Here is a 24,142-nt window from a genome sequence, read left to right as displayed (position 1 = left end):
TTCAGGAACAAGCAACAAACGCTTTCGTTCCCGCGATGAAAACTACCCTACATTATAGCAATACCCTAGCTGAACAGCAATTCTTAACCGGTGATTCATAAGAAAAGAAACGCCTAGCGGGGAGATCCGCCAAGCGTTTTTCCTAAATCTGAGAAAAAATTACCTGATTCTTGCTCACGCAACTGCTCTTGCCGTTCCATCAAATCTTTCGTGTCTTCAGAGCTTGCGTTTCTTTCAACCATTACTTCTTCAGATACATCTCGTTCTTCATGATAAATCTCTCCCCATTGATAGTACGCATAATAATGGCCAGTAAGGATGCCAGATAAAAAGAGTGTTAGTGCTGCAAAGATTGAAAGAAACCCTCGTTTCATCTTCATCATTGTTCCACTTCTCCTTCCACCTGTTCATAAATGTAGTCAGCAATAATGTCCCCTACTGCTTCAGCACTTCGATTTAATTCCTCAAAGTTGTTCTGAATGCCACCAAACTCTATGAGCATCGCGTTTGGCGATAAATCTTGATTGTACACACCATCTACACCAGACCCTCCGCGTTCTAAAACCCCGCGACTTAAACCTGGGTATTCTTCTTCAATACGATAATGCATTTCTGTCGCTAGATTAAGATTTCGTTCATATTCTGGGTGGTCTGTACCTACTACAAAGAACAAGCGAGCCATCGGCTCTCCATTAACCGTTGCGGTTGTAATGTCACGAGGTTGAGAGTCTCGATGAATGTCTAGAAAAAATTCTAAGTTATCATTTCGCTCAATGGCTTCCACAAGCACATCCCTTGATAAGTCATAGGAACGACTAAAATGTAAACCTTGATCAAGGAGGCTACCATGAATATCGTCTTCGTTCACTTCGACGGGTATTCCATGTTCTTGGAATTGCTCTCCAAGATGCTTGCCGACTTCAACAATATTATCTTCCGTATCATAATCTTGACCATCACTATAAGGATGAAACGCTTCTCGATTGTGGGTATGCACGATATGCACAATCGCTTCTTCATCCATAAGGTTTCTTTCTTCCCCTTCATCTTCTACCTGACTGCTCTCTTCCTCTTCATCAGTTGTCGTAAAAGCATCTGGTGGAGGCGAAGACTCAATAGACATTGTCGTTAAGTCTGTCCCTTCTCCTGCCACGACAAGACGGTCGTCAAATGCCGAAAAACCAGGAATTTCTCGACCTAAAAAAAGTCCGTGGATCTTCTAAGTTCAATTGTGTTGTGAGCTCTAGCGCTACCGAAGCTACATTTAAATCCGCTATTTCGGGATTTGCTTCTAAATAGTAGCGATTTTCAGAACTCATAAGGTGTAAAAATAGGTCACTTTGCATTTGGGCTGTCCATTCATGAACAGCCGTTGACGAAAACCGGTTAAAATTCCCTGCTGTGGTCAGCATGGCAACGATGACAAACGTAATGACAATCATCGACACGATCGCAATGAATCCTGACTGGATTTGATTTTTTGACATCGTTACAACTTGTGGGTTTCGTTGTTTAACGTGCAAGGCTTCTCCCCCCTCACGTTTCTATTCTATGAGGAGTAGAGAAGCCTAGAACCAAAACTTTCATATATGATAGATTCGCTAATGTGTATAATGACCGCTCGCTTCTTCTGTAATCGCCTCGTGCAACGCAATGTTAATCCCCTCTGCTAAAACATTGGACATATCATCCATGAACGTGTCTACCTCTTTAGGGGTAACCATTAAATTGTGACCGAGGGGATTTAGCACTTCTTGAATGAGTTGGCGTTTCTCTTCTTCAGATAATGAGCCAATGATGCCAAAATACTTCTGCTTATCATCCTCCTCAAGGTTATCCTCATCGGTCAGTTTCTTTCTTTCACCAAAGGTCATGCCTGTTGGAACCAATGATTGCGCAGGTTTGTCACGGTCGTTTATCTCTCTCCCAAAATGTTTAAACAAAAAGTCGATCGTATCACTCGTAATCGACACAGCATCGACGACAGTCGGAATGCCAATCGCAAACACCGGCACGTTGAGGGTTTGCTCATTGATTTCCTTGCGTGCATTTTGAACACCAGATCCTGGGTGAATACCGGTATCAGAGATTTGCACTGTAGCGTTCACTCGTTCAATCGACCGGGCGGCAAGTGCATCGATGGCTATAACAAAATCAGGTTTTGTTTTTTCAACGGTACCAAAAATTATTTCTGACGTTTCAATACCTGTAATCCCCATCACACCTGGGGTTAGCGCTGATACAGAGCGAAAGCCGTCATCGGTTGATTGATGACCCAACTCAAACAAATGCCTTGTAATAACAAGCTGCTCAACCGTTTTTGGACCGAGGGCGTCAGGTGTGACATCGCGATTGCCAAGTCCAACAATTAAACACGTGCTGTCTTTTTTAATTCCGTGATTCGCTAAAAATGTTTTTAGTTCTTTACTTAATAAGTGGATGAGTTTTGATTGCATCGCTGTGTCTTTTTGCCTTAATCCAAGCGCTTCAAGTGTTAAATATCGGCCTGCTTTTTTTCCAGTAGACTCCGCAGCTTTTTCATCAATTTCAACAAACGTAATCGTAATCTCATCTTCTTCACGTTCTTCTACGTGAATGCCACTTCGGTGTCGCTCGGGTAAAATGTTCTCATCTTCTACCGCCAAATCACTGCGCGGAATGAACATACGGTCATCTTTCATCCTAATTCCCTCTCTTTTTTCGAAAGTAGTTGTATCATCTCCCTCTCTCCTTGATTTATTCGCTCTTGCAACGCCGGTAAGTATTTGGTACAATTCATCTGTCATGCATTGAGGAATCAATGAACGGTCAAACATGAAGAACTTGGACTTCTAAATGAACCCAAGTTTTCTGAGAAAGTTTTAGAGCAACTTGGGGAGGTGAACGACTTGGCAAACATTAAATCAGCGAAAAAACGTATTCTTGTTAACGAGCAAAAGCGTGTGAAGAATCAAGCTTTCAAATCTGCGATGCGTACGACGATCAAGGAATTCGATAAAAAAATCGAATCCAACGATGTAGAAGGCGCGAAAGCAGTGTTCCTGCTTGCTGAACAAAAGGTAGACAAAGCGGCGAACAAAGGCTTATTCATAAAAACAAAGCTGCCCGTAAGAAGTCCCAAATGGAACGTAAACTTAACGCAGCTGCGAAATAATGATGATTGCACAAACGACTCCTCGAGAGTCGTTTTTATTTTGGTTCAATCTATAAAAAAATAACGCCAACGTGAACGATTCGTTCATGTTAGCGTCTGGATGTATATAGGATGACCTTTAGATTTCTGAATTATGGACTATTGTTTGTTGCTTTCCACTTCAGGCCGATGCCAGCACTCGAGAGCAAAAGGACAACAACCACCGTGTTTTCTATGCAGTGGAGGCTCGTTCACGAGATCACTTCAAAAAACAGCGTCTTACTCTCTAAATTACTCGTTAACATGAACCATCGAGCCTATGTGGGGATTCCTGCTAAAATTTGTTACTCATTGAGGAAAAATCCCACATAGATAAGGTCTACGTGGGATTTTTCTATTTATAGCAAACGAAATACTGTTATACGTTTATCAATGTCTCTTTTTCAGCGAGCTTCTGATGACCTGCGGGGTCTCGTCTAGGACCTTGTTTCATAGGCGTCACCGGCTTTCATTCTCATCAACGGTACTGGGTAGCATCCTTGGTGTACTAGAGGTCCTTATTTGTGCCTCTTAACGCTGTTCATACATTTTTGGAGTCAATGGCAGTCATAACAACCATTCATTACTACATTTACCTAGAACGATTAAGATTGACCTTCAATGACGAAGAACTTTAGGCTTTAACGATTGGTTTACCATTGGTTCTTTTAGAAATTCTATAATTCAAGTTATGCTTTAGATTATTTCGTTGCAAGCGTCCCAGGTAGCGTAGCGATATAGAGCTTGAGTGCGGTATCCTTTTCGACGAGTCCTTGCTTCATTTTGTAATCAACTTCAGCTAAATCAAACAAAGCCCGGTAAATGGCGGTGCTTTGTAAACCCTTTGCTTTATTGCGAATTTTACCGACGACAAACGGTGGCACACCAATTGTGCCTGCCATTTTTTGTTGGGAGTACCCGCGATGATCCATATCCAGCACTAAGCTCATCATCCTTAACTGCCTAGCAAGTAAAACTGTAATTTTTATTGGCTCTTCCCCACTATTCATCAGTTCATCGTACAATACGAGTGCTTTTTCTGTATTCCCTTCACTTACCCGATCAATGAGTGTGAACACATTATCTTCGAGGCTTTTAGGAACAAGTTGGTCTACCATGCTTTCGGTGATGACACCACCCTCACCTGCGAACAATGCACATTTCTCAACTTCGTTTTTTCGAATATGTAAATCGGGTGCTGTAATAGAAAGAAAATGTTCCAATGCTCTCGGTTCAAATTGTACCGTCCACTTACTTGCCAATTTATTCAACCACTCTACTTGAGCGCTGTGTTCAAGAGGTGCTGCTTCAATAACGGTCGCTTGTTTTTTTAATCGCTTCACAATTTTCTTTCGCTCGTCTAATTTCTGAGACTCGACGGTGATGATGAGAATATCGTCAGACAGTCCTTCCTCAACATACCGCTCCAGTTGCGATAGATCATGGTCAATGGATTCCTTTGACTTTTGACCTGTCAGGAAATACGCATGTTTGAGGACAATCACCTTTTGATTCCCAAAAAATGATGCCGTTTTTGCATCCTCAATGCCAGCTTGTACCGGGGTTTCGGTTAGGTCATACTGAGAGAAATTAAATTCTTTCTCATCCGGTGATAACACCCGATCCGTAAGCGTTTGAATTACGTCTTCAATCATGTACGTTTCTGTACCGTACAATAAGTATAGAGGTTGAAGATTCCCTTTTTGTATTTGCTCGATTGCTTTTACGTATGTGCTCATCTTATCACTCTTTCATACATACACTTCGTTAAAAATGCCATCCTATATTTAGTGTACCATCGTTTTTCTATACGGGAAAATCGAATAAAGACAGTGCGTATGACGCACTGCCCAAAATTTATATGAACGTCGACTCGAGAGACCTAGGAACTGACAAATCGACGGTACACATCCGCATCTGTTCATTTCATATCGTATCCTATGCCCCGAGCGATTATAGGTGACAACTCTTACTAAAAATGAGAAAAGCGACTAGAACGCATGTAGTGGACGATTAACAATAAGTGGTGGATTTTTTTTCATGGTTGTCTTATACTTGACGAAGAATGAGGAGGGTCCGATATGAACAACGAGTTTGAAAAAGAAGTGCAAAGTAAGCGTAATGACTTTAACGATGCAATCGTAGGCGTAGGCGTATCTTTCGGTTTCTTTTCTCTAATTTTTATTATTGGTGTCGTCATTGAATTTGCTAGTCGCATGTAATGACTCAAACCACCACTCAGAAGAGCTAAATCTCATCGGTTTAGCTCTTTTATCGTTCAACGAGACTCGTTTCAACGTACCAACTGTTGTTTTTATACGTAAATCGAATCGCACCGTGCTCATAAGTGCCAACAATCCGCACGTCCTCTTTATTTAGACGCTCTACAACTTCATCATGAGGGTGTTGAAAACGATTATTCACCCCAGCAGAAATCACAGCAACTGTAGGGTTTAACTGCTCCAAAAATACTGCTGTAGTTGACGTACGACTCCCATGATGCCCGGCCTTTAAGATGTCTGTCTTTAAGTTTGGATAACGCTCAATGACTTGCTTTTCTCCATCCTCTTCAAGATCTCCCGTAAACAACCAACGCATGCCTCCAAGATAGGCATCCAACACAATGGATGCATCATTTCGATTGGGCATTGGCCCGTCCCCTGGGTGTAACACTCGGAATTTAGCCTTGCGGGACTCCCACGTGTACCCATCCGAAATTAACTGAAGCTCTACACCTTTTTCCAACGCCTCTGTAATCAAAGACCGTTCCGCATCTTCGGAAATATCAACGTCTGGGAAATACATCTTATCAACAGGAAATTCATCCAACACCGCGAACAACCCTCCGATATGGTCGTAGTCTCCATGCGAAACGATCACCTTATCAATTTTTTGGATCCCTCTTGCTTTTAAATATGGAATAACATTTTGCCTACCCGGATCACTGGGAACCTCTCGTTCTTGCCATTCTTCTTGAGGAAATGAGATATGTCCCCCAGCGTCGATGAGGTAAATTCCTTCTCTTCGCGGCAGCTCAATAAGAATGCTGTCTCCTTGACCCACATTAATAAACGTCACGGTTACACTTGAGTCGAAAGCCTTCATATAAATCGGATAGGCAGCAAGTAACAGGAAAACGCCAATCCCTACATAAAGCTGAACGTGCTTTCTTATTTCATACAAGTAAAACAAAACGACAGCAATTGCTGTTGTTACAATCACCCACGTGACAGACACTTCCCCAAATACCGTCGTGCCATATACACTTCCTTGCACCCAAATAAAAAAATGGTGAATTCCTTCCAACCCCCTTGATAAAAGGTGCAGCCACACGTAGGCAAAATCAGGATGAACGAGCGTAAGCAAAAACAATACCCACATCGCCGGCAAAACAATGATTGAAATAATCGGTACGTAAACGATATTTAAAAACAAACTCCATAGTGAATACGAATGGAAATAATAGATAATCAGTGGGAAAGAGAAAACTTGCGTAACGATCGCAACGTAGAGGGATTGCTTCGTTTTACTCTGGAATGAACGAAGGATGCTAATCGAAGTGATGATAGACAATGTGAGCATAAAAGAGAGCTGAAACCCCACATGAAAGATATAATATGGGTTGAAGCAAAGCATCAGGATATAGGCTGCGGAAAGGGTATGGAGAGGGTGAACATGAAAGCGAAAACGCACAGCTAAAAATACGATGAGACTCATACAAACCGCGCGTATGACGGACGGGGCACCTCCAGCTAATACTGCATACAACGGTAACAATATGAACATCATTTCTGCCGCTCGTTCTCTCGTTACGCCAAACCGGATGAATAAGAAATAGACGATGCCACTCACAATGCCGATATGCAATCCTGAGATGGCGAGCAAGTGAACTAATCCTAGTTGTTGATAAGCTTGAAGTATTTCATATTCAACTTTTGAGCGATCTCCAAACAATAGAGCAGAAGCTATCCCTTGAATTTCTGAAGGGAAATGCTCTTCAATATGCTGGATGGCATAATGCCTCCATTGTTTAATGATTAGCGAATGATAGCGATCCGTATGGTCACAAACGACGTTTTCATAATCAGCAGCCATCGTCCAATGAATCCTCTGTTCATAAAGATAACGTTCATAGTTGAGAGCAGAAAAATTGCGCTGACCCGATGGGACTCGCAACTCGCCTTCAATTATACAACGTGTCCCCGGCTTTGCATCGTCTCGCCAAAACGCGAGATCCTCTTCGTTACTGAGCTTAACGAAAGATTGAATCTTTTCCCCTTCGTAAGAACGCAATAAAAACGATACTTGACTGCCATCGATAGATACGACATCCATGATTGTACCTTCGATTCGTTTCGTTTCGTCTGTGATTACACTTTCATTCAAACGGTCAACGTTCGCGGCCCACAGCCTGAACAAAGGGAGGATACAACAACCACTCCAATGGACAAGAATGCTTTTCTCCTAGGTAATTTAAGGATATGAAGGAAGAGGAGAACTCCAGCAGTGACAAAGAGCACGGCTGGAGTAACTGGAAGAAGCACTGCAAACATAGTAAAAGTGATGGTTACAGCAATAAGAGGAGTATGTGCGAGTAAAGATTTGAACATGCTTATAGTTTTTCTAACCCAATGGCTAGGTCTTGGATGATATCATCTGCATGTTCGATACCGACAGAAAGTCGGATGAGTTCGGGCTTTACACCTGCTTGTTTTTGTTCTACTTCGCTCAATTGTTGATGTGTTGTGCTTGCTGGGTGAATGACTAATGACTTCGCATCCCCAACATTCGCAACGTGAGAATGAAGTTGTACATGATTGATGAACGCTTTGCCTTCTTCCATCCCACCGGTTACACCAAACGTCAAAACTGCCCCTGGACCGTATGTGAAATATTTGTCGGCTAACGGCTTACTAGGATGCGTTTCTAATCCTGCATAATCGACCCAACTTACCTTCTCATGGTTTTGCAAGTACTCGGCTACTTTTTGAGCGTTTTCCGTATGCCTTTCCATTCGTAAGTGAAGCGTTTCTAACCCTTGCAACATTTGGAATGCATTTGTTGGCGAAATTGCTGGACCAATATCTCGAAGCAAACGCACGCGCGCTCGAATAATAAATGCTAACTCACCGACCGCTTCCGTATAAACGACACCATGATAGCTCGGGTCTGGTTCACTAAACATCGGGAACTTCCCATTTGCCCAATTAAACTTTCCACTATCGACGATCACGCCAGCAATCGACGTTCCATGGCCCCCGATAAACTTTGTTGCCGAATGAACAACGATATCCGCACCGTGCTCAATCGGCCGACATAAATACGGAGTGGCGAGTGTCGCATCAACCATTAGCGGCAACCCTGCTTCATGGGCGACATTTGCAACACTTTCAATATCAAGAATTTTCCCGTCTGGATTGCCAATAAGTTCCCCGTAGACGAGTTTTGTATTGGTTGTGATCGCTTGTTTGTAAGCGTTTGGATCATCGATGGGTACGAAATGCACTGTGATGCCCATATCCGGTAACGTGTGCTTAAATAAATTGTATGTGCCTCCGTACAATGAGCTAGATGCAACGATCTCATCTCCTGCTTTACAAAGGTTTAGAATCGCTAAGTGAATCGCCGCACTTCCACTTGCTGTCGCTAAAGCACCGACCCTCCTTCAAGAGCAGCTACTCGTTTCTCAAACACATCTTGTGTCGGGTTCATGATGCGAGTATAAATATTCCCGATCTCAGCTAAAGAGAAAAGATTCGCAGCGTGTTCAGTATCATGAAAACCATACGATGTGGTCTGATATATAGGCACCGCTCGCGCTCCTGTCGTCGGATCAATCTCTTGCCCGCCGTGCACAGCAATCGTTTCCAACTTCCAATTTTCTTTCATCTCCATCGTCCTCTCACCCATCGTTTTAGAGGCTAGTAGCCAGCAGAAGCTTCCTCATCAATACTCACTTGCCATAACGGAAATTGCCCATTTGGGTAATGAATAAAGTCATTCACTGATGAATTCACCCGACGACATAATCGGTGTGCAATGTGTAAATCATCGGCGCCTCATCAATGAGCGTTTGTTGCACTTGACCATAAAGGTCTTGTCGAGCATCCTCATCTAGTTCAGCTCGTGCCTCATCTAATAGAACGTCGACTTCTTCATTATGATATAACGTTTGGTTCCCCGCAGAACCGAAGTTATCAGAATGGAAAAGTGTTCTCACGCCATTGTCTGCGTCGCCCGCTGAAATTGACCAGCCGAGAATGAACATTTCCGTATCACCCGCATCAACAAGGTCCAAGTACGCACCCCATTCGACTTCTTCAATCGTCACATCTACACCGATCTCCCCAAACTGATCTTGGGCAAGTTCAGCGATTTGCACCCGCATCGGATTAGCATCATTTGTATGCATCGTCGCACTAAAACCATCTTCATACCCTGCTTCTGCAAGTAATTCTTGTGCTCGATCTGGATCATATGGTAGTGATTCAACATCAGGACTTGATGCATTGACAAGATCGTTAAGTGGTCCGTGGGCTACCGATCCGTAGCCTTCATATAATCCTTCAACAATTGCTTCGCGGTCAAGCGCCATCGATAGCGCTTGTCGGACACGCTCATCATCGAATGGTTCTACTTCATTATTAAACCCGATGTAATCATCCCGAACCCTTCTTGGGAAACAACGTCCATGTTGTCCAACGCTTCCATTCTAGCAACATTTGCAGGTTCAATCTGTTGCATAAAATGGGCTTCGCCTTGCTCCATCATCGCCATCCGCGTCCCTTGTTCAGGTACGACTCGCAACGATACTTGGTCTAAAATTGCCGGTTCTCCCCAGTAGTCTTGGAAGTTAGCTAGAACAATTTCATTGTTTAGATCCCATTCTTCTAGCTCAAATGGGCCTGTTCCAACTGGGTTAGTTGCAATTGGTGTCTCTTCTGCGTTCGCAATCGCTTCAGGGCTTAGAATACCAGCTGACCCGTGAGCGAGATGTTGTAGCAACGGGGCAAAAGGCTCGTCAGTGGAAATATGTACGGTGTACTCATCGACGGCTTCCACTTCGTCAACAGGACCAAATAGATTCGCTCTTGGCGACGCCGTATCGGGATCTAGAAAGCGGTCGAAGTTCGTGACGACAGCTTCTGCGTTAAACGCCGCACCGTCATGAAACTCTATACCTTCACGAAGTTGAAATTCCCAAGTCAACTCATCAATCTGTTCATACGACTCAGCGAGTACGGGTTCCAATTCCATATTTTCGTCAAACATGAGTAAATTTTCGTACAAATTAAGAGTGACGATGTGCGACGGCACGTCAGTAATTTGGTGAGGATCTAAAGTGACTGCATCCGCTGGCATGGCCATGATGAAATGTCCGCCATCTGAGGCACCTTCCCCATTCGCGTCAGTTGCCGTCTCTTCTGCACCTTCATCTGCAGGGTCACTTGTACAAGCTGCTAACGCGAGACCAAACGTTGAAAACGTAAAAAATGCTGTTGTCTTTTTCATCTTATCGTGTCCTTTCTTGTCGTCGTGTTCCGATTGTAATACAACGACATTTGTAAAACAATTGTCACTCATCAGTTCATTCTATAAATGATTCGTTCGTCCTCGATCTTTTGGCAGATTTATGGGGTAGCGATCTGATCAACAAGTGCTGCAAATGATTTCTCCCCGATACCTGAGACGTTCATAAGTTCTGACGGATCATCAAATCGCCCATTCTCTTCGCGATACGTAATAATGGCCTGGGCTTTAGCGGGCCCGATGCTGGAAGCGTCTGTAAATCTTGTTCGGTAGCCGTATTAATATCAACCGTTGCACCCCCACCTTCTGCTTCCGCAGTTTCTGCCCAAAGCTCACTTATTGACCCTTCTTCCTCATCCTCATGTGGTACATAGATGACCATCTCATCGGTGAGAACTTGTGCGAAATTCACGTATGCTTCATTCCCTGATTCGGATACTCCTCCTGCCATTCGAATGCATCGTCGACTCGATATCCTTGGTCGAATTCATACACACCGGGTCGCTCTACCTCACCCTTCACATCAACGACGACAGTCGTTAGCTCGATCTCATCTTCTTGAGTTGCTTCCACACTTTCCTCTTCCCAAGGAAGCTCATCCAATGATGCGTCGAACGAATCCGGCTGACGGTCGCTTGATGCAAATAAAAACCCAAAAATCGTAATCATAAACATGCCTAAGCCCGCAACAATCATCCACCATTTTTGCGTCATAGTGCCTCCATATAAACCGTTAATTAATTGGAATAATTAGAATACAAAGGGCAGGAGAAATGCGAAGAAAAACTGCAGTATAGTTGATTGAATTATACTACAGTCTACTCGTCGTCACAATACTTTACTTAGCGGCAACAAAAAAGATGCGTTCACTCTCTTCAGTTGGCGCTTCATCTGTAAAATCTGCGGTCACTTGAACGTCGCGAAATCCAGCCTGCAGAAGCCACTTTATGTACGTATCGACAGAAAATGTGCGCTGCATATGCGTCTCATCCACCCGCTCGTAGTTCCCATCGGATTGTTTTTGGTAAAATGTCAAATCATGCACGACACCGTTTTCCAAATCTTCTAGTTCATAGCTATTCCAAATAAGAGACACATCCGGATCATCATCTCCATAACTAAACCCAGGGAAGTCGTTTAGAAATTTAGAAAGTGAGTGCACGTCAAAAATAAGAATGCCGGATTCATTTAAGTGATTGTAAAAAGATGCGATGCTCGCCTGAACGTCTTGCTCTTCGAGCACATAGTTTAATGAATCACAAAACACGGTAATCACGTCGTAAGATTCTCCTAGCGACAACTCGCTCATGTCTTGCGCATGAAGCTTTGGTTTCAAACCATTCAACCGCCGGATCTTTTCATCGGCAGCTGCAAGCATCGATTCCGACAAGTCTACCCCACTCACTTCATAACCTTGTGAGAGCATCATAGACATGAGCGTGCCCGTACCACACCCAACGTCTAATATTTTCGGATTACGTTTAGTAATCACATGATTTGTCCACTCCAACCAACGCTCATACGGGGCATCCTGCATTAAATAATCGTAGAGCGGGGCTCCTTTTTCACTGTACATATCGTTTCAACCCCTTAAGCAAGCATCCGTCCAACTTCAATTTGGTCGGCTTCTCCCCAAAGTTTTTCGAGGTTATAGTACAGTCGATCATCTTCATGGAAAACATGGGCAACCACATCTCCGAGATCGATTAACACCCAGCGGCCTTCTCGGTAACCTTCCATACGCTTTGTTTCATATCCGTTCTTCTCTGCCTGTTCTTTCACTTCACTTGCAATTGCTTGCACTTGTTTCACAGAAGATCCGTGGGTAATCATAAAGTAATCGGCAACGACAGAGATCCCATTCATGTGTAATACTTTAATGTTTTGCGCATTTTTTGAGTCTGCAGCTTGTACAGCAAGCTTCACTAGTGGTTGATCATTCATAAAAAGTCATTCACTCCTTGATGGATTGGTCATAAGCATTGAATTGTAAGAGGCTAGTGTCATCGGGTGTACCGGACGTCTTTTCTCGACTAGATGTGAGATTGTACTTACAAAACAAGCCGTTACTGCTTCATCTAAACCTTTTTCTGTCGCTTTTCTCACTTCATGAACACCAGGGAAATGACGTCCTGGTTCGATGAAATCGGCAAGAAAGATGATTTTTTCAAATGTAGACATATCCGGATGTCCCGTTGTATGCCAATAAACAGCATTAAAAATATCTTGATTGATTAAGTCCTTAAATTCACGCGCAATCATATAAGCACCTGCAGGCGCGTGTAAAAGAACACCTCCATATTCGGAGAAGTTTTCGTTCGGTTCATGCTGTTTTAGAACATTTAACAATGACTCTTTTGCAAGAGGTTTTGCATAATCATGAAGAAGGGCTGCCACTTCAATTCGGTACGTATCTTCATTATACTGTTTTGCAAGTCGCACCGCCTCATCTCGAACGCCAAGCGTATGCGTAAACCTTGACTCTGGAAGCACTTCTTTTACTCGGTTTTCAATGTCCTTCGTTTTCATACAAGCGATTCTCCTCGACGTAAGACCTTACCTCCTCCGGAATTAGAAACCGAATGGATTGCTGCTTTTTGATTCTAGAACGAATGTCTGAGGATGAGATGGACATTTGGGGTACGTGAATATACACCATCGCTTCCGAAATGTGTTCCCCTTTTTCCAACACATAATCAGGCCGGTCCGTCACGATAAAACGAACCATGTCGCGCAGCCGATCGATTTGATGCCATCGCTCCAAACTCTTTACCATGTCACCACCAATAATAAAATAAAATTGCTCATTCGGGTAAATTTGCAGCAAATTTTCAATCGTGTCGACCGTATAGGACGGGCCAGTTCTCGCTAGCTCCAGTCGCAATAATTTAAACTGCGGGTGGTGCTGGATCGCCAACTCTACCATGTGTGCTCGGTCTTTACCATCTGCCATTCCTTCATGCTTTTTATGAGGGGGAGTATTCGCTGGCATAAACCACACTTCATCTAGCGAACACTCATTTAATGCTTGTTCAGCAAGAATTAAATGAGCAATGTGCACAGGGTCAAATGTACCTCCGAAAATGCCGATCTTTCTCATTTTCTCCCCCTTACGGTAGTTCAATGCGTGGATTTTCAGTGGATGGGCGGTACAAAATGATCGTAAAGCCAATCACTTGAACGAGGTTGGCCTGTGAACGTTCAGCGAGCTTATTTGCAACCACATTCTTATCTTCAGGACAGTTTTGCAACACACTCACTTTAATGAGCTCTCGAGCCTCTAGCGCATCTTTGATTTGAGAAATGAGGTTCGGGTTCACTCCCGCTTTTCCTACTTGCAGTATCGGTTTAATCGCATTTGCTTCGCTTCTTAAATACTTAAGTTGTTTGTTCTTAAGTTGCATGTGGTATTCCCAACTTTCTTTCGACTGTTTGTTTCATCACCGTGCGGTTTGCTTCACGTTGACTCCATAGTTCGTAGGCTAGAGCCGCTTGCTCAATAAACATCCCTAAGCCATTTTGTACTGCTCTTGCATTCGTTCGATGTGTTTTTAACCAAGCGGTTTCACTCGGATTATAGATCAGATCGCTCAAATAAACGCCTGATTTCAATTTGGTCGAATCAATGAGTGTTAGCGGCTCCCCGTGCAACCCGATTGATGTGGTATTAATTACACAATCAAATTGAGGAAGTAACGGTGTGATATTATTCGTTGAGTAAACATCCATAGCGCCTATAGAAGCAAAATCCGCTGCAATTTTTTCGGCACGTTCCTCAGTCCGGTTCACGACACTTAGGCTGTTCACCCCATGTGTGAGTAAGGAATACGCGACAGCTCTAGCAGCACCTCCAGCGCCAATCATCAGAACATTCATCTGCCGTAACGCTTCAGAACCCGTCATGGCGAGAAGCGCATTCAAAAACCCTCTACCATCTGTATTATAACCTGTTAGCTTCCCACCGTCGTTGACAACCGTGTTGACAGCACCAATCATCTGCGCCTCAATATCAACGTCATCCAGTAGGTTCATAATGTTCACTTTGTGAGGAACCGTAACGTTCCACCCTGATACACCAAGAGTCTTAAACGCACGAACTGCCTCAGGCAGGTCGCTCGGAGAGACATCATACCCTGAATAATACGCAGCGTCACTTTGTGCGTTAAAATGTTCGTTATGCATATACGGAGACATCGAATGTTTAATCGGACTGCCAATGACTGCATAATTCTTCATTTACTCTCCTCCTTAAATGATTGCTGATCGAAGGGTAACTTTGACATTTTTCGGTGCGTATACGTTCACTTTTGCTCCTTTTTTACCGACAGTAATCCAACCTAGCCCTGGAATGACAAGATCAGTTTTATCCTCTTTAATATAAAACGTGTGTAACACAAGCTCTGGCACTTGTTCCAGAACATCTTTTGCTGGGGGCAAAAGTAAATCCTGACCTTTATGACGCTCATACAAATCATCGGCCGCTTCTAACTTTGTCCGGTGCGGCTTGAACGCCTCAGGAAAATAACAAACAAAATGATTTGACTCACCTTCTAAAAAGTCCATACGGGCAAGACCACCGATAAAAAGCGTTTGCTCGGACTGCAACTGGAAAATGGTCGGTTTAATTTCTTTTCGTGGTTGCAATACATGTACGGCGTGACGAGGTAATGATTGAAACATTTGTGATGGGTTGATTACACCGGTGTATCATATAACTTTGAGCCGTCATCTAAAGGCAAATCAATAAACGCAAGCGTTGTCCCTGGGTACACTGAGGTCGTAATGAGCTGATCATCATCACCTTCAAATGCCCGAATTAATTGGTTGATGAAGGTTGACTTGCCAACATTTGCGCTGCCGATGACGTATACATCTCTACCGTTCCGCAACTCATCAATGGCGGCTGCCACACGTACAACATCTGCTTTTTTGTTCGCACTCATAAGCTCGATCGATGTAGGAGCGTAACCTTTTGCCTTCGCTTCTCGTTTCAGCCAAAGCCGAATTTTATTTTCATTCACCGATTGCGGCAATAGATCGAACTTGTTGCCAACGAGCAACAGCGGCAGGTGCTTTAAATCTTTGCGATGAAGCATCCAACTGCCCTCAACGTCGAAGAGATCAACAAGCATGACGACTAGCGCGTCTTGCTTCCCTACATCAGAAAGCATTTTGCTAAAGTCTTCATCCGTGAGCGGGACATCAGGAACTTCATTATAATGTTTCAACCGATAGCAACGTTGACAAACGATGACGTCGCGTTGCAATGCATTTACAGGAACATATCCTGGTTCATTTTTATCTTTTGTCTGAACAGGTATACCACACCCCGAACAGATGATATCTTCATTCACTTCCATGGTGTCTTTTCCGCCTTTCTAACTTCCTCATAACCATCTGTTCCACTTTCCGGTTCGCCTTCGTCATCCATCCGTCTGTCTCAGATACTGGAACGACAAGAATCGTGTAAAATCCACCACGATTGCCCCCAAATACGTCGGTTAACAGCTGATCACCAACGACGACAACCTCATTTTTTTGCAGCCCCATCTCTCTCATCGCTCTCTTAAACGCTCGAGTGAGTGGCTTTTTGGCTGAATGAATAAACGCAACACCCGTCGGTTCTGAAAACGTGCTTACTCGTTTCTTCGTATTATTAGAAACGATTGTAAGTTTTAGTCCTTCTTGATGGACCATCTCAATCCAATCTAGTAACTCAGGCGTAACATCAGCACGATCCCATTCTACTAATGTATTGTCTAAATCGGTAATAACACCTTTGACCCCTCGGTCTTTCAACTCTTTTAAATCAATCTCGTATATACTCTCTGCAAATTGATCCGGCACCATGGCTCCTAACAAAGTTGCTCCTCCTCCGTAACATTCCTCACTATCACTAAACTGAAAGTATACCTGCTTTAGGTGGTGATTTCAACGATCACACGCCGTCACGCTCTCCCCACACTCATAGTCAAAACAAAAGCTGAGAAAATCGTAATTATTTATCGACAAAAAATGCATCTACAGCTCTGTGGATAAACTTATCCACTTATTCGCATCCGATAGGATCAAGGTTAAACAAACATTTAAACATTCTCTTCACATTTTATCCACCACGCGCTGTGGATAACAGTGCAGTTGTTCAAGTCGAAGGTTCGTGATAGGATCATAATAGATTCAAACAAGAGGCTACACACCTAAAGGCAATGATATATTGAGGAGGTGTACCCGCGTCTTGCGGTAACCCTATGCGCAACCTTTCTGACGACATGCTATTAGAAGCATATGAACAAGCATTGCATTTGCAATTAAGCGAAGATTTCATTGCCATCATTCGATCGGAAGTCGAAAGAAGGGCACTGACTCCTGCACTCCATCATTAATTATACACCAATACATGAACGCGTCTTCGTGAGTGGCACATTGTGTGCTGCTTACTTTTTTTGTATTGACAACTTCTTATTGGGGAAGTTAAAAAGAAAAACTTGCCTAGGTATAAAGTTCCATTTTCCCCTCCCTCACGTTTTTCTTATCCTATTTAAAAAGAAACGATTGCCTTAAGAGTTTAGAGTGGGCACGTTTTTAAGTATGCGCTATACTCAAGTATAACTCTTTCAGGGAATAGCTTACAGACTGGAGGCACACCGACATATGGAACAACTGACATTACTTCTTGTTCTATCACCATTTATCTTGGCAATCTTTGTTCCAATCTTGTATAAATACATACGCCCTGTTCATACAGGTTGGTTCGTATTTCTATTGCCATTGTTTCTATTTGTCTATTTCATCACCTATCTCCCAGATGTGATGAATGGCAACAATAGCTACTATTCCGTACCTTGGGTTCCAACGCTAGGAATGGATTTTTCTATCTTTGTTGACGGTTGGGGTCTACTGTTCGCCTTATTAATTACCGGGATTGGTTTTCTCGTTGTTCTTTATTCAATCTATTACCTCGATAAAAACCAGGAAAAAATCCATAACTTCTATGTTTATTTATTAATGTTTATGGGTGCGATGCTTGGTGTCGTTCTATCAGACAACATCCTTGTTCTTTATGTGTTCTGGGAATTGACTAGTTTGTCATCGATGCTACTCATTAGTTACTGGTTTAAGCGAGAGGCTTCTATTAAGGGCGCGCAGAAGTCAACACTCATCACGGTGTTTGGCGGATTTACAATGCTCGCAGGGATTGCGCTTCTCTACTTAATGACCGGAACGTTAAGCATTCAAGAGATGATTGCAGGAGCAGATGGGCTATCGACCGAAACCTTTTTCCTTCCTGCAATGTTGTTACTCTTAGTCGGTGCGCTCACCAAATCTGCACAGTTTCCGTTCCACATCTGGTTGCCAGATGCAATGGAAGCGCCAACACCTGTCAGCGCCTACTTGCACTCAGCTACGATGGTAAAAGCCGGAATCTATCTCATCGCTCGTTTCACGCCTTTCTTTGGCGGAAGCGCGGAATGGTTTTGGATTCTCGCATCTTTCGGACTGTTTACGCTCTTGTACGGTTCCATATCTGCCGTTCGTCAAAAAGACTTAAAGAGCATTCTTGCCTATTCAACGATAAGTCAGCTAGGCATGATCGTAAGTTTACTCGGAATTGGCTCTGCAGCTCTTTACTTTGATGCACCCGACGAATTATATACAGGTGCAATTCTTGCGGCAGTATTTCACCTTATTAATCATGCTACATTCAAAGGTGCCTTGTTCATGGCCGCAGGCATTGTCGACCATGAGACAGGTACCCGTGACATTCGTAAATTGGGTGGTCTACTGACCATCATGCCAGCAACGTTTACAATTTCAGCGATTGGCGCGGCTTCCATGGCCGGTTTACCGCCATTCAATGGCTTTTTGAGTAAAGAAGAATTTTTCATGGCACTTACCGATGCCACTCAGTTTGAGATCTTCTCCATGCAATCGGCAGGAATATTCTTCCCGATCATCGGTTGGGTCGCGAGTGTATTTACATTCTTATATTGCTGTATCTTTGTGTTTCGTACTTTTGGAGGCAAATTTATTCCAGAGAACTTCAAAAAAGAAGTACACGAAGCACCGATCGGCATGCTTATTAGTCCAATTATTCTCGTTGCAATCGTCGTGATTACTGGGATCTTTCCAAACCTCTTGGCCGACACATTTATCGCGCCGGCGATGGCTTCTATATTACAAGGGATACCAGAATCACATGCCGCATTTGATGTAAACATTACACATTGGCACGGATTTGAAATCGAACTATTTATGACCATTGGTGTTTTTGTCCTTGGTGGCATTCTTTATGCAACGATGCGCCGTTGCAAAAACTTGCCATTTATAATCGTGAGCGAGATCTCGTAAACCACGTATATGACGCTGGTTTAACTGGCTTATCCGAGGATCAACGGGCATTACAAACGTACAAATGACCGGTCGGCTTCGCGATTATCTTGCCGTAACCGCCATCTTTTTAGTCTTGTTAACGGTATATACGATGGTGAAGTACAACAGTTTTGCCATAAATTTAGAAGGAATGAGTGATGTTGAACTTTACGAGTTTATCATCATCGGGATGTTTATCGTATCTGTACTCTCTATCCCTCTCATTCAAAAGCGAGTGGCTTCAATTGTTATGCTAGGTTTTGTCGGTTTTTACATCGCCGTTTTGTTCGTGCTCTTTAGAGCACCTGACCTAGCAATGACTCAACTACTAGTCGAGACGGTCGTCGTGATCCCGTTTATGCTTGCATTTTATCATTTACCTGAACTTCGCAAAGAAAAAAGCAAGCCGCTGTTTAAGTGGACGAATGTCATCATTTCGGTGGGTGTCGGCGTTACAGTTACGCTCGTTGCACTCGCTGCTAATGCGTATCGACAGGGACATGATTTGATCCCAATTTCTCAGTACCATCTCGAAAATTCTGCAGATCTTGCAGGTGGTTACAATGTCGTCAACGTCATCCTTGTTGATTACCGTGGGTGGATACGGTGCTCGAATTGCTCGTTCTCGGCATCGCAGCACTCGCCGTCTATGCGGTCGTAAAATTCCGTCTAAAGGAGGGTGAGAACGAATGGCAATGAAGTGGAAAACAAACAACCTGTTATTCATTCACGTCACGCGTGTCGCCGCATTTTTGATTCTCGCTCTATCCATTTATCTATTCTTTGCCGGGCATAACGCTCCGGGGTGGGTTTATCGGTGGACTTATGTTGGCAACGTCTATTCTTCTACTGTACGTGACCTTTGACCAGCGTAAAGTAAATAAGATTCTCCCTATTGATTATATAAAATGGATTGCTGCAGGCATTTTGATTTCGATGCTTACCGGATTGATCGGTACCGTTGTCGGCCTGCCGTTTCTCACACAGTTTTTCGATTACTTTTATCTGCCTTTCTTTGGCGAGTTTGAATTGACGACCGCTGTTCTGTTTGATTTAGGCATCTATTTAGGTGTCGGTGGGGCAGCATTACTCATTATCCTGACTATTGCGGAGGACATCTAATATGGAACTACTCATGTCAATCGCAATCGGTGTGCTTTTCATGGTGGGAACTTACCTTATGCTCACACGCAGCATCTTACGTGTCGTCATTGGAATTGTTCTTTTGTCCCACGGTGCTCACCTATTGCTGCTCACAATGGCTGGACTAAAAGAAGGCATGCCAGCGCTTGTTGACCAAGCGGAGTGGGCGTATACAGACCCACTCCCACAAGCGCTCATTCTGACTGCCATCGTTATTAGTTTCGGTATGACCTCTTTTTCACTTGCACTCGCATACCGACTATATAACGTTCATAAAACTGATGATCTTGATGAACTAAGGGGGGCTAATGATGACTAATTTAATACTAATACCACTGATTGTCCCGGTCATCATGGGCGCTGTGCTCGTCTTTTTCTCTAAAAATGAGCGGATTCAAAAGGTAATCAGTGCCGTTACGATGCTAGCCATGCTCATCGGAAGTATTCTTCTGTTCTCTGAGGTTTTGACAAATGGAACCGTTGTAATTCACCTAGGAGATTGGCAAGCCCCATACGGCATCCCTCTCGTTGCCGACTTATTATCTGCTTTTATGTTGCTCGTTTCAGCAATCATCGGGACGGTTAGTTTATACTATGCTTTCAAAACAATCCGCCCTGAACGTTCACGTTATTTCTTTTATCCGTTTTTCTTCTTCCTACTCACAGGAATTAACGGGTCCTTTTTAACGGGTGACCTCTTTAACTTGTTTGTATTCTTTGAAGTTATGCTCATATCTTCATACATACTTATGGTGCACGGCAGCAGCAAGTTTCAACTGCGAGAGACCTTTAAGTATTTTGTCATTAACATGTTTGCATCCATGCTATTTTTAGCAGGTGTTGCTTACATCTATGCGACAACCGGCACACTCAATTTCGCGCATTTAGGCGTGCGCGTTGCTGAGCTCGGGCAAGACGGCCTATTAAACGTCATCGCCGTGCTTTTCATCGTCATCTTCGGTGTAAAAGGCGCCATCTTCCCGCTGTACTTTTGGCTTCCACGGCTTATACGGGGCCTCCTTCAGCCATCGCCGCCCTATTTGGTGGTTTATTAACGAAAGTCGCTTGTATGCCATTATTCGGATGTTTAGTGTCGTCTTTAATCAAAATCCAGAGTTCACGCATACTGTTATCCTCGTTATGGCGGCATTCACGATGATCTTAGGTGTCCTCGGTGCAGTGGCAAGTTATAATTATAAGAGCATTTTGGCATACCACTGTATTAGTCAGTACGGCTATATTATGATGGGCTTTAGCATCTTTTCACCATTAGCAATTGCTGGTGCAATCTATTTCATTGCACACCATAGCATCGTTAAAACAGCGCTATTTCAATTTGCTGGTGTGACTGAACGGATAACGGGAACGAGTGACTTAAAGAAAATGGGAGGCGTATTGAGCTCTCATCCTTGGCTTGCTTGGCTATTCTTCATAACAGCCATGTCTTTAGCTGGTATCCCGCCACTTACAGGTTTCTTTGCGAAATATCCCCTCGTTTTAGATGGTTTGGATCAAGGACATTACATCATCGTAGGGATCGCCCTGTTTGTCGGTCTCCTTACCCTCTACTCCATGGTGAAAATCATGATGTATGTGTACTGGGGCAAAGAGAAACATACATCTGAGCAAAGAAAAATTAAGGTCGGTTCGCTTCTTTACCCGATCATCCCACTCGTTATGCTTACTGTCGTATTTGGTTTTGCAGCAGAACCTGTGATGCAAGTATCGATGACAATTGCTGAAGAAATATTAGAACCAAGCAACTATATCAATACGGTATTAGGAGAGTAGATGCTATGGTCTTTCAATTTTTATTAAACGTTGCCATTATGGTCATTTGGGTCGCCCTTCAACAGGAATATACAGGTTCTGATTTTCTTATCGGTTATATTCTAGGTATGATCATCGTTTACTTTTTCAGAGGGATACTAGATCAGCCCTTCTATTTAAGAAAAGGATTTGCGATTTTGAAATTGGTTCTCTTATTTATAAAAGAATTGTTAGTCGCCAATTACGACATGGTGAAAGTCGTGTTAAATCCGAACTTGAAACGTGACGTGAAACCGGGCATTATTGCCGTTCCAACGACACTCAAACACGATTGGGAGATAACCATCCTATCGATGTTGGTCACATTAACACCAGGTACATTAACGATGGATTACTCCGCAGATGCTAGAACCCTATATATTCACGTCATTCATGTTGATGACCGAGAAGATGTTATTAAAGACATCACAGACAGTTTCGAAAAAGCTATACGAGAGGTGGGAGAATAATGGTTGAGACGATTGTCCCCTATGCACTTATTGCATTGTCTATATCCATTGCCCTTTGCTTAATTCGTGCGCTTATCGGACCAACAACCTCGGATCGAGTTGTCGCGCTTGACTCGTTTGGCCTAAATTTGATCGGTGTCATCTGTCTCATTATGATCGTCCAAGACACAAGTGCTTACGTAGAAGTAACCCTCATCATTGCGATTCTCGCATTCCTAGGCTCAGTAGCCATTGCCAAATTCCTCGAGAGGGGTGTCGTCATTGATCGAGATTCTCATTAGTATATGTATTATTTTAGGTGTATTTTTAAGCTTAATTGGGTCGATCGGCATCCTCCGTTTAAAAGATGCCTACGGGCGCATGCACGCGGCTACGAAAAGTGCAACATTAGGAATCATCTTCGTCATCATCGGCACATTCTTTATGTTTTTAATGCGAGGCGAGCTGTTGTTACAGCTTCTTTTCGCCATTGTTTTCGTCTTTTTGACAGCCCCGGTCGCTGCTATGATCATTTCTAGGTCCGCTCACCGCATTGGTGTCGAACTTTGGGAGAACACCGAGATTGATGAACTTCATGACAGCTATCCGGAACACGTAAAGCCGACAAGAAGCGATGTTGTCGCCGAAAAGCCGTCGGATCGCTGATTCTAAAGACCGAATGATTAAAGCGCATTTTTCTCGGCTATACTTTAGACGAACGTTTCATTTCTCTTAAATATCGGTACAACACTTGACATAGCAAGGGTTTCATGAGTAAATTTGTAGTGTACCCGGATTAAAATGTCATGAAAGGGAGTAATTTCAATGAACAAAACAGATTTGATCAATGCTGTTGCTGAACATGCAGATCTTTCCAAAAAAGAAGCTTCAAAGGCCGTAGACGCGGTATTCGACAACATTACCGATTCTCTTAAGGCAGGCGACAAAGTTCAACTTGTTGGCTTTGGTAGCTTTGAAGTTCGCGAGCGTGCGTCCAGAAAAGGACGTAACCCGCAAACTGGAGATGAGATCGAAATCCCAGCAACGAAGAACCCTGCTTTCCGCCCAGGTAAGCAACTAAAGGATGCAGTCAACGAATAATCCATATGAAAAAAGAAACCAGGTGTCGGATGTTGCCGATACCTGGTTTCTTTTTTATGCACAGCCTCTCATTGCTCATATTTCGCTTATGAAGAGACTTTGTCGAATTCTCTATAACCAAACCCCTTATCGCTGTAAAACGGCCTGTTTGCCGCAATAGAGCGCCTTCTTGCTAGATAAACAGAAAAAGCGTGATGAAAACAAATACAATATACAAAAGTAGAACCATCATCGCTATACACGCAACGAGGGGCTTAAAAAGCGATTTATTTTTCTGAGCTGCGGGGTTTTAACGTGGGGCGCAAAAACTGGTTCCAAAGATTATTGATTGGAATCAGATTCACTCATATGTGACCATTTTGACTCTTTCTGATTCCAATCGATCGACATCTAGTACCAAACCTTCATTTATGGAATTAGATTCAGCACTTTAAAGAAATCGGTCAACAATCTAGTTCCAAAGCGATGTTCATTGAGTCGCACACCCAGCCCCCGCACCCCGAGGTGCAAGGGCAAAACTTCCGTCGCGCGAGTCGCGCCGAATTGAGACCGATTTAAATTCGGCCCC

The 24,142-nt window shown here is 43.4% G+C and carries 28 protein-coding genes and 4 pseudogenes; 13 read left to right on the top strand and 19 right to left on the bottom strand.

Translation table 11 applies throughout. The features are described 5' to 3' along the window. Positions 1-113: 113 nt before the first annotated feature. The 4 genes from JCM19039_RS05160 to gpr form a co-directional block, all read right to left on the bottom strand. Complete coding sequence (locus JCM19039_RS05160; protein WP_042401061.1) at positions 114-383, bottom strand: hypothetical protein; 270 nt, start codon at positions 381-383, stop codon at positions 114-116. Further along, a complete protein-coding gene (spoIIP, locus tag JCM19039_RS05155) occupies positions 380-1,153 on the bottom strand; it encodes a stage II sporulation protein P (protein ID WP_152550089.1) in 774 nt (257 codons plus the stop codon). The genes JCM19039_RS05160 and spoIIP overlap by 4 nt, the downstream gene beginning before the upstream one ends. A gap of 13 nt (positions 1,154-1,166) precedes the next feature. Next, on the bottom strand, positions 1,167-1,523 hold the full coding sequence (locus JCM19039_RS21600; RefSeq protein WP_052398526.1) for a hypothetical protein: 357 nt from the start codon (positions 1,521-1,523) through the stop codon (positions 1,167-1,169). Positions 1,524-1,601: 78 nt separating this feature from the next. Next, positions 1,602-2,681 (bottom strand): GPR endopeptidase, encoded by a 1,080-nt coding sequence (gene gpr, locus JCM19039_RS05150; protein WP_042424734.1) that lies wholly within the window; start codon positions 2,679-2,681, stop codon positions 1,602-1,604. A 207-nt stretch (positions 2,682-2,888) separates the two neighbouring features. Here gpr and rpsT point away from each other — a divergent pair, with 207 nt between their 5' ends. Continuing rightward, positions 2,889-3,218: a 30S ribosomal protein S20 gene (gene rpsT, locus JCM19039_RS05145; protein ID WP_373975053.1), complete on the top strand. Its 330-nt coding sequence runs from the start codon at positions 2,889-2,891 to the stop codon at positions 3,216-3,218. Positions 3,219-3,873: 655 nt separating this feature from the next. Here the strand turns inward: rpsT and holA are convergent. Then, positions 3,874-4,911, bottom strand: a complete 1,038-nt coding sequence (holA, locus tag JCM19039_RS05140; protein ID WP_042424578.1) for a DNA polymerase III subunit delta — start codon at positions 4,909-4,911, stop codon at positions 3,874-3,876. Positions 4,912-5,253: 342 nt separating this feature from the next. Here holA and JCM19039_RS22995 point away from each other — a divergent pair, with 342 nt between their 5' ends. Next, positions 5,254-5,394: a YqzM family protein gene (locus tag JCM19039_RS22995; protein WP_042401052.1), complete on the top strand. Its 141-nt coding sequence runs from the start codon at positions 5,254-5,256 to the stop codon at positions 5,392-5,394. 49 nt (positions 5,395-5,443) lie between these two features. Here JCM19039_RS22995 and JCM19039_RS05130 read toward each other — a convergent pair whose 3' ends face one another. The 14 genes and pseudogenes from JCM19039_RS05130 to JCM19039_RS05075 all read right to left on the bottom strand — a co-directional run bounded on the left by JCM19039_RS05130 (position 5,444) and on the right by JCM19039_RS05075 (position 16,564). Further along, positions 5,444-7,591, bottom strand: a complete 2,148-nt coding sequence (locus tag JCM19039_RS05130) for a DNA internalization-related competence protein ComEC/Rec2 (RefSeq protein ID WP_042424575.1) — start codon at positions 7,589-7,591, stop codon at positions 5,444-5,446. A 193-nt stretch (positions 7,592-7,784) separates the two neighbouring features. After that, positions 7,785-9,061, bottom strand: a pseudogene (locus JCM19039_RS05125) (O-acetylhomoserine aminocarboxypropyltransferase/cysteine synthase family protein). 124 nt (positions 9,062-9,185) lie between these two features. Then, positions 9,186-10,429, bottom strand: a pseudogene (locus tag JCM19039_RS27800) (glutathione ABC transporter substrate-binding protein). Between the two features lie 374 nt (positions 10,430-10,803). Further along, positions 10,804-10,917 (bottom strand): helix-hairpin-helix domain-containing protein, encoded by a 114-nt coding sequence (locus JCM19039_RS27795; RefSeq protein ID WP_373975083.1) that lies wholly within the window; start codon positions 10,915-10,917, stop codon positions 10,804-10,806. Then, a complete protein-coding gene (locus JCM19039_RS25155) occupies positions 10,866-11,114 on the bottom strand; it encodes a hypothetical protein (protein WP_052398523.1) in 249 nt (82 codons plus the stop codon). Before JCM19039_RS25155 ends, JCM19039_RS27795 begins: the two co-directional genes overlap by 52 nt. Then, positions 11,111-11,416: an SLBB domain-containing protein gene (locus tag JCM19039_RS21580; RefSeq protein ID WP_052398522.1), complete on the bottom strand. Its 306-nt coding sequence runs from the start codon at positions 11,414-11,416 to the stop codon at positions 11,111-11,113. Before JCM19039_RS21580 ends, JCM19039_RS25155 begins: the two co-directional genes overlap by 4 nt. A gap of 124 nt (positions 11,417-11,540) precedes the next feature. Next, positions 11,541-12,278 (bottom strand): class I SAM-dependent methyltransferase, encoded by a 738-nt coding sequence (locus JCM19039_RS05110; RefSeq protein ID WP_042424572.1) that lies wholly within the window; start codon positions 12,276-12,278, stop codon positions 11,541-11,543. A gap of 14 nt (positions 12,279-12,292) precedes the next feature. Then, on the bottom strand, positions 12,293-12,646 hold the full coding sequence (gene rsfS / locus JCM19039_RS05105) for a ribosome silencing factor (RefSeq protein ID WP_042424570.1): 354 nt from the start codon (positions 12,644-12,646) through the stop codon (positions 12,293-12,295). A gap of 6 nt (positions 12,647-12,652) precedes the next feature. After that, positions 12,653-13,231 (bottom strand): bis(5'-nucleosyl)-tetraphosphatase (symmetrical) YqeK, encoded by a 579-nt coding sequence (gene yqeK, locus JCM19039_RS05100; protein WP_042424567.1) that lies wholly within the window; start codon positions 13,229-13,231, stop codon positions 12,653-12,655. Further along, positions 13,212-13,802 carry a nicotinate-nucleotide adenylyltransferase gene (locus tag JCM19039_RS05095; protein WP_042424564.1) on the bottom strand — a complete coding sequence of 197 codons (591 nt, stop codon included), beginning with the start codon at positions 13,800-13,802 and terminating at the stop codon, positions 13,212-13,214. Before JCM19039_RS05095 ends, yqeK begins: the two co-directional genes overlap by 20 nt. A gap of 10 nt (positions 13,803-13,812) precedes the next feature. Beyond that, the gene (yhbY, locus tag JCM19039_RS05090) at positions 13,813-14,106 is read right to left on the bottom strand and encodes a ribosome assembly RNA-binding protein YhbY (protein WP_042424561.1); all 294 of its coding nucleotides are present in this window, start codon (positions 14,104-14,106) and stop codon (positions 13,813-13,815) included. Continuing rightward, the gene (gene aroE / locus JCM19039_RS05085; RefSeq protein WP_042424558.1) at positions 14,096-14,938 is read right to left on the bottom strand and encodes a shikimate dehydrogenase; all 843 of its coding nucleotides are present in this window, start codon (positions 14,936-14,938) and stop codon (positions 14,096-14,098) included. Before aroE ends, yhbY begins: the two co-directional genes overlap by 11 nt. A 12-nt stretch (positions 14,939-14,950) precedes the next feature. After that, positions 14,951-16,062, bottom strand: a pseudogene (gene yqeH / locus JCM19039_RS05080) (ribosome biogenesis GTPase YqeH). Next, positions 16,049-16,564 carry a YqeG family HAD IIIA-type phosphatase gene (locus JCM19039_RS05075; protein ID WP_042424731.1) on the bottom strand — a complete coding sequence of 172 codons (516 nt, stop codon included), beginning with the start codon at positions 16,562-16,564 and terminating at the stop codon, positions 16,049-16,051. Before JCM19039_RS05075 ends, yqeH begins: the two are co-directional and overlap by 14 nt. Before the next feature lie 386 nt (positions 16,565-16,950). On the opposite strand from JCM19039_RS05075, the gene JCM19039_RS22985 reads away from it, so the two are divergent. From JCM19039_RS22985 to JCM19039_RS05035, 11 genes and pseudogenes are all read left to right on the top strand, one after another. Then, a complete protein-coding gene (locus tag JCM19039_RS22985; protein ID WP_081829246.1) occupies positions 16,951-17,085 on the top strand; it encodes a sporulation histidine kinase inhibitor Sda in 135 nt (44 codons plus the stop codon). A gap of 268 nt (positions 17,086-17,353) precedes the next feature. Then, on the top strand, positions 17,354-19,051 hold the full coding sequence (locus JCM19039_RS05070) for a proton-conducting transporter membrane subunit (RefSeq protein ID WP_373975046.1): 1,698 nt from the start codon (positions 17,354-17,356) through the stop codon (positions 19,049-19,051). A gap of 64 nt (positions 19,052-19,115) precedes the next feature. After that, on the top strand, positions 19,116-19,733 hold the full coding sequence (gene mbhE, locus JCM19039_RS27790) for a hydrogen gas-evolving membrane-bound hydrogenase subunit E (protein ID WP_373975044.1): 618 nt from the start codon (positions 19,116-19,118) through the stop codon (positions 19,731-19,733). A gap of 28 nt (positions 19,734-19,761) precedes the next feature. Beyond that, positions 19,762-20,194 (top strand): annotated as a pseudogene (locus JCM19039_RS05065) (MnhB domain-containing protein). A 1-nt stretch (position 20,195) separates the two neighbouring features. After that, entirely contained in the window at positions 20,196-20,534 is a 339-nt protein-coding gene (locus JCM19039_RS05060) for a Na(+)/H(+) antiporter subunit C (RefSeq protein WP_042401027.1), read from the top strand. Then, positions 20,527-21,270, top strand: a complete 744-nt coding sequence (locus JCM19039_RS27125; protein ID WP_307190164.1) for a proton-conducting transporter membrane subunit — start codon at positions 20,527-20,529, stop codon at positions 21,268-21,270. The genes JCM19039_RS05060 and JCM19039_RS27125 overlap by 8 nt, the downstream gene beginning before the upstream one ends. A 28-nt stretch (positions 21,271-21,298) precedes the next feature. Then, a complete protein-coding gene (locus JCM19039_RS27120) occupies positions 21,299-22,006 on the top strand; it encodes a proton-conducting transporter membrane subunit (protein WP_307190167.1) in 708 nt (235 codons plus the stop codon). Positions 22,007-22,011: 5 nt separating this feature from the next. Continuing rightward, positions 22,012-22,494 carry a Na+/H+ antiporter subunit E gene (locus JCM19039_RS05050; RefSeq protein ID WP_042424555.1) on the top strand — a complete coding sequence of 161 codons (483 nt, stop codon included), beginning with the start codon at positions 22,012-22,014 and terminating at the stop codon, positions 22,492-22,494. Next, the gene (locus tag JCM19039_RS05045) at positions 22,494-22,775 is read left to right on the top strand and encodes a Na(+)/H(+) antiporter subunit F1 (RefSeq protein WP_042401020.1); all 282 of its coding nucleotides are present in this window, start codon (positions 22,494-22,496) and stop codon (positions 22,773-22,775) included. Before JCM19039_RS05050 ends, JCM19039_RS05045 begins: the two co-directional genes overlap by 1 nt. Continuing rightward, positions 22,756-23,139: a monovalent cation/H(+) antiporter subunit G gene (gene mnhG / locus JCM19039_RS05040; protein WP_042424552.1), complete on the top strand. Its 384-nt coding sequence runs from the start codon at positions 22,756-22,758 to the stop codon at positions 23,137-23,139. Before JCM19039_RS05045 ends, mnhG begins: the two co-directional genes overlap by 20 nt. Before the next feature lie 159 nt (positions 23,140-23,298). Further along, complete coding sequence (locus JCM19039_RS05035) at positions 23,299-23,574, top strand: HU family DNA-binding protein (protein WP_042401017.1); 276 nt, start codon at positions 23,299-23,301, stop codon at positions 23,572-23,574. Positions 23,575-24,142 lie beyond the last annotated feature (568 nt).

It is taken from the genome of Geomicrobium sp. JCM 19039 (assembly GCF_000698145.1).
In the GTDB taxonomy this organism is placed as follows: Bacteria; Bacillota; Bacilli; order Bacillales; family Marinococcaceae; genus Geomicrobium_A.
The sequence above is the reverse complement of the archived record's forward strand: the minus strand, read 5'-3'. Positions and strand labels throughout refer to the sequence as shown.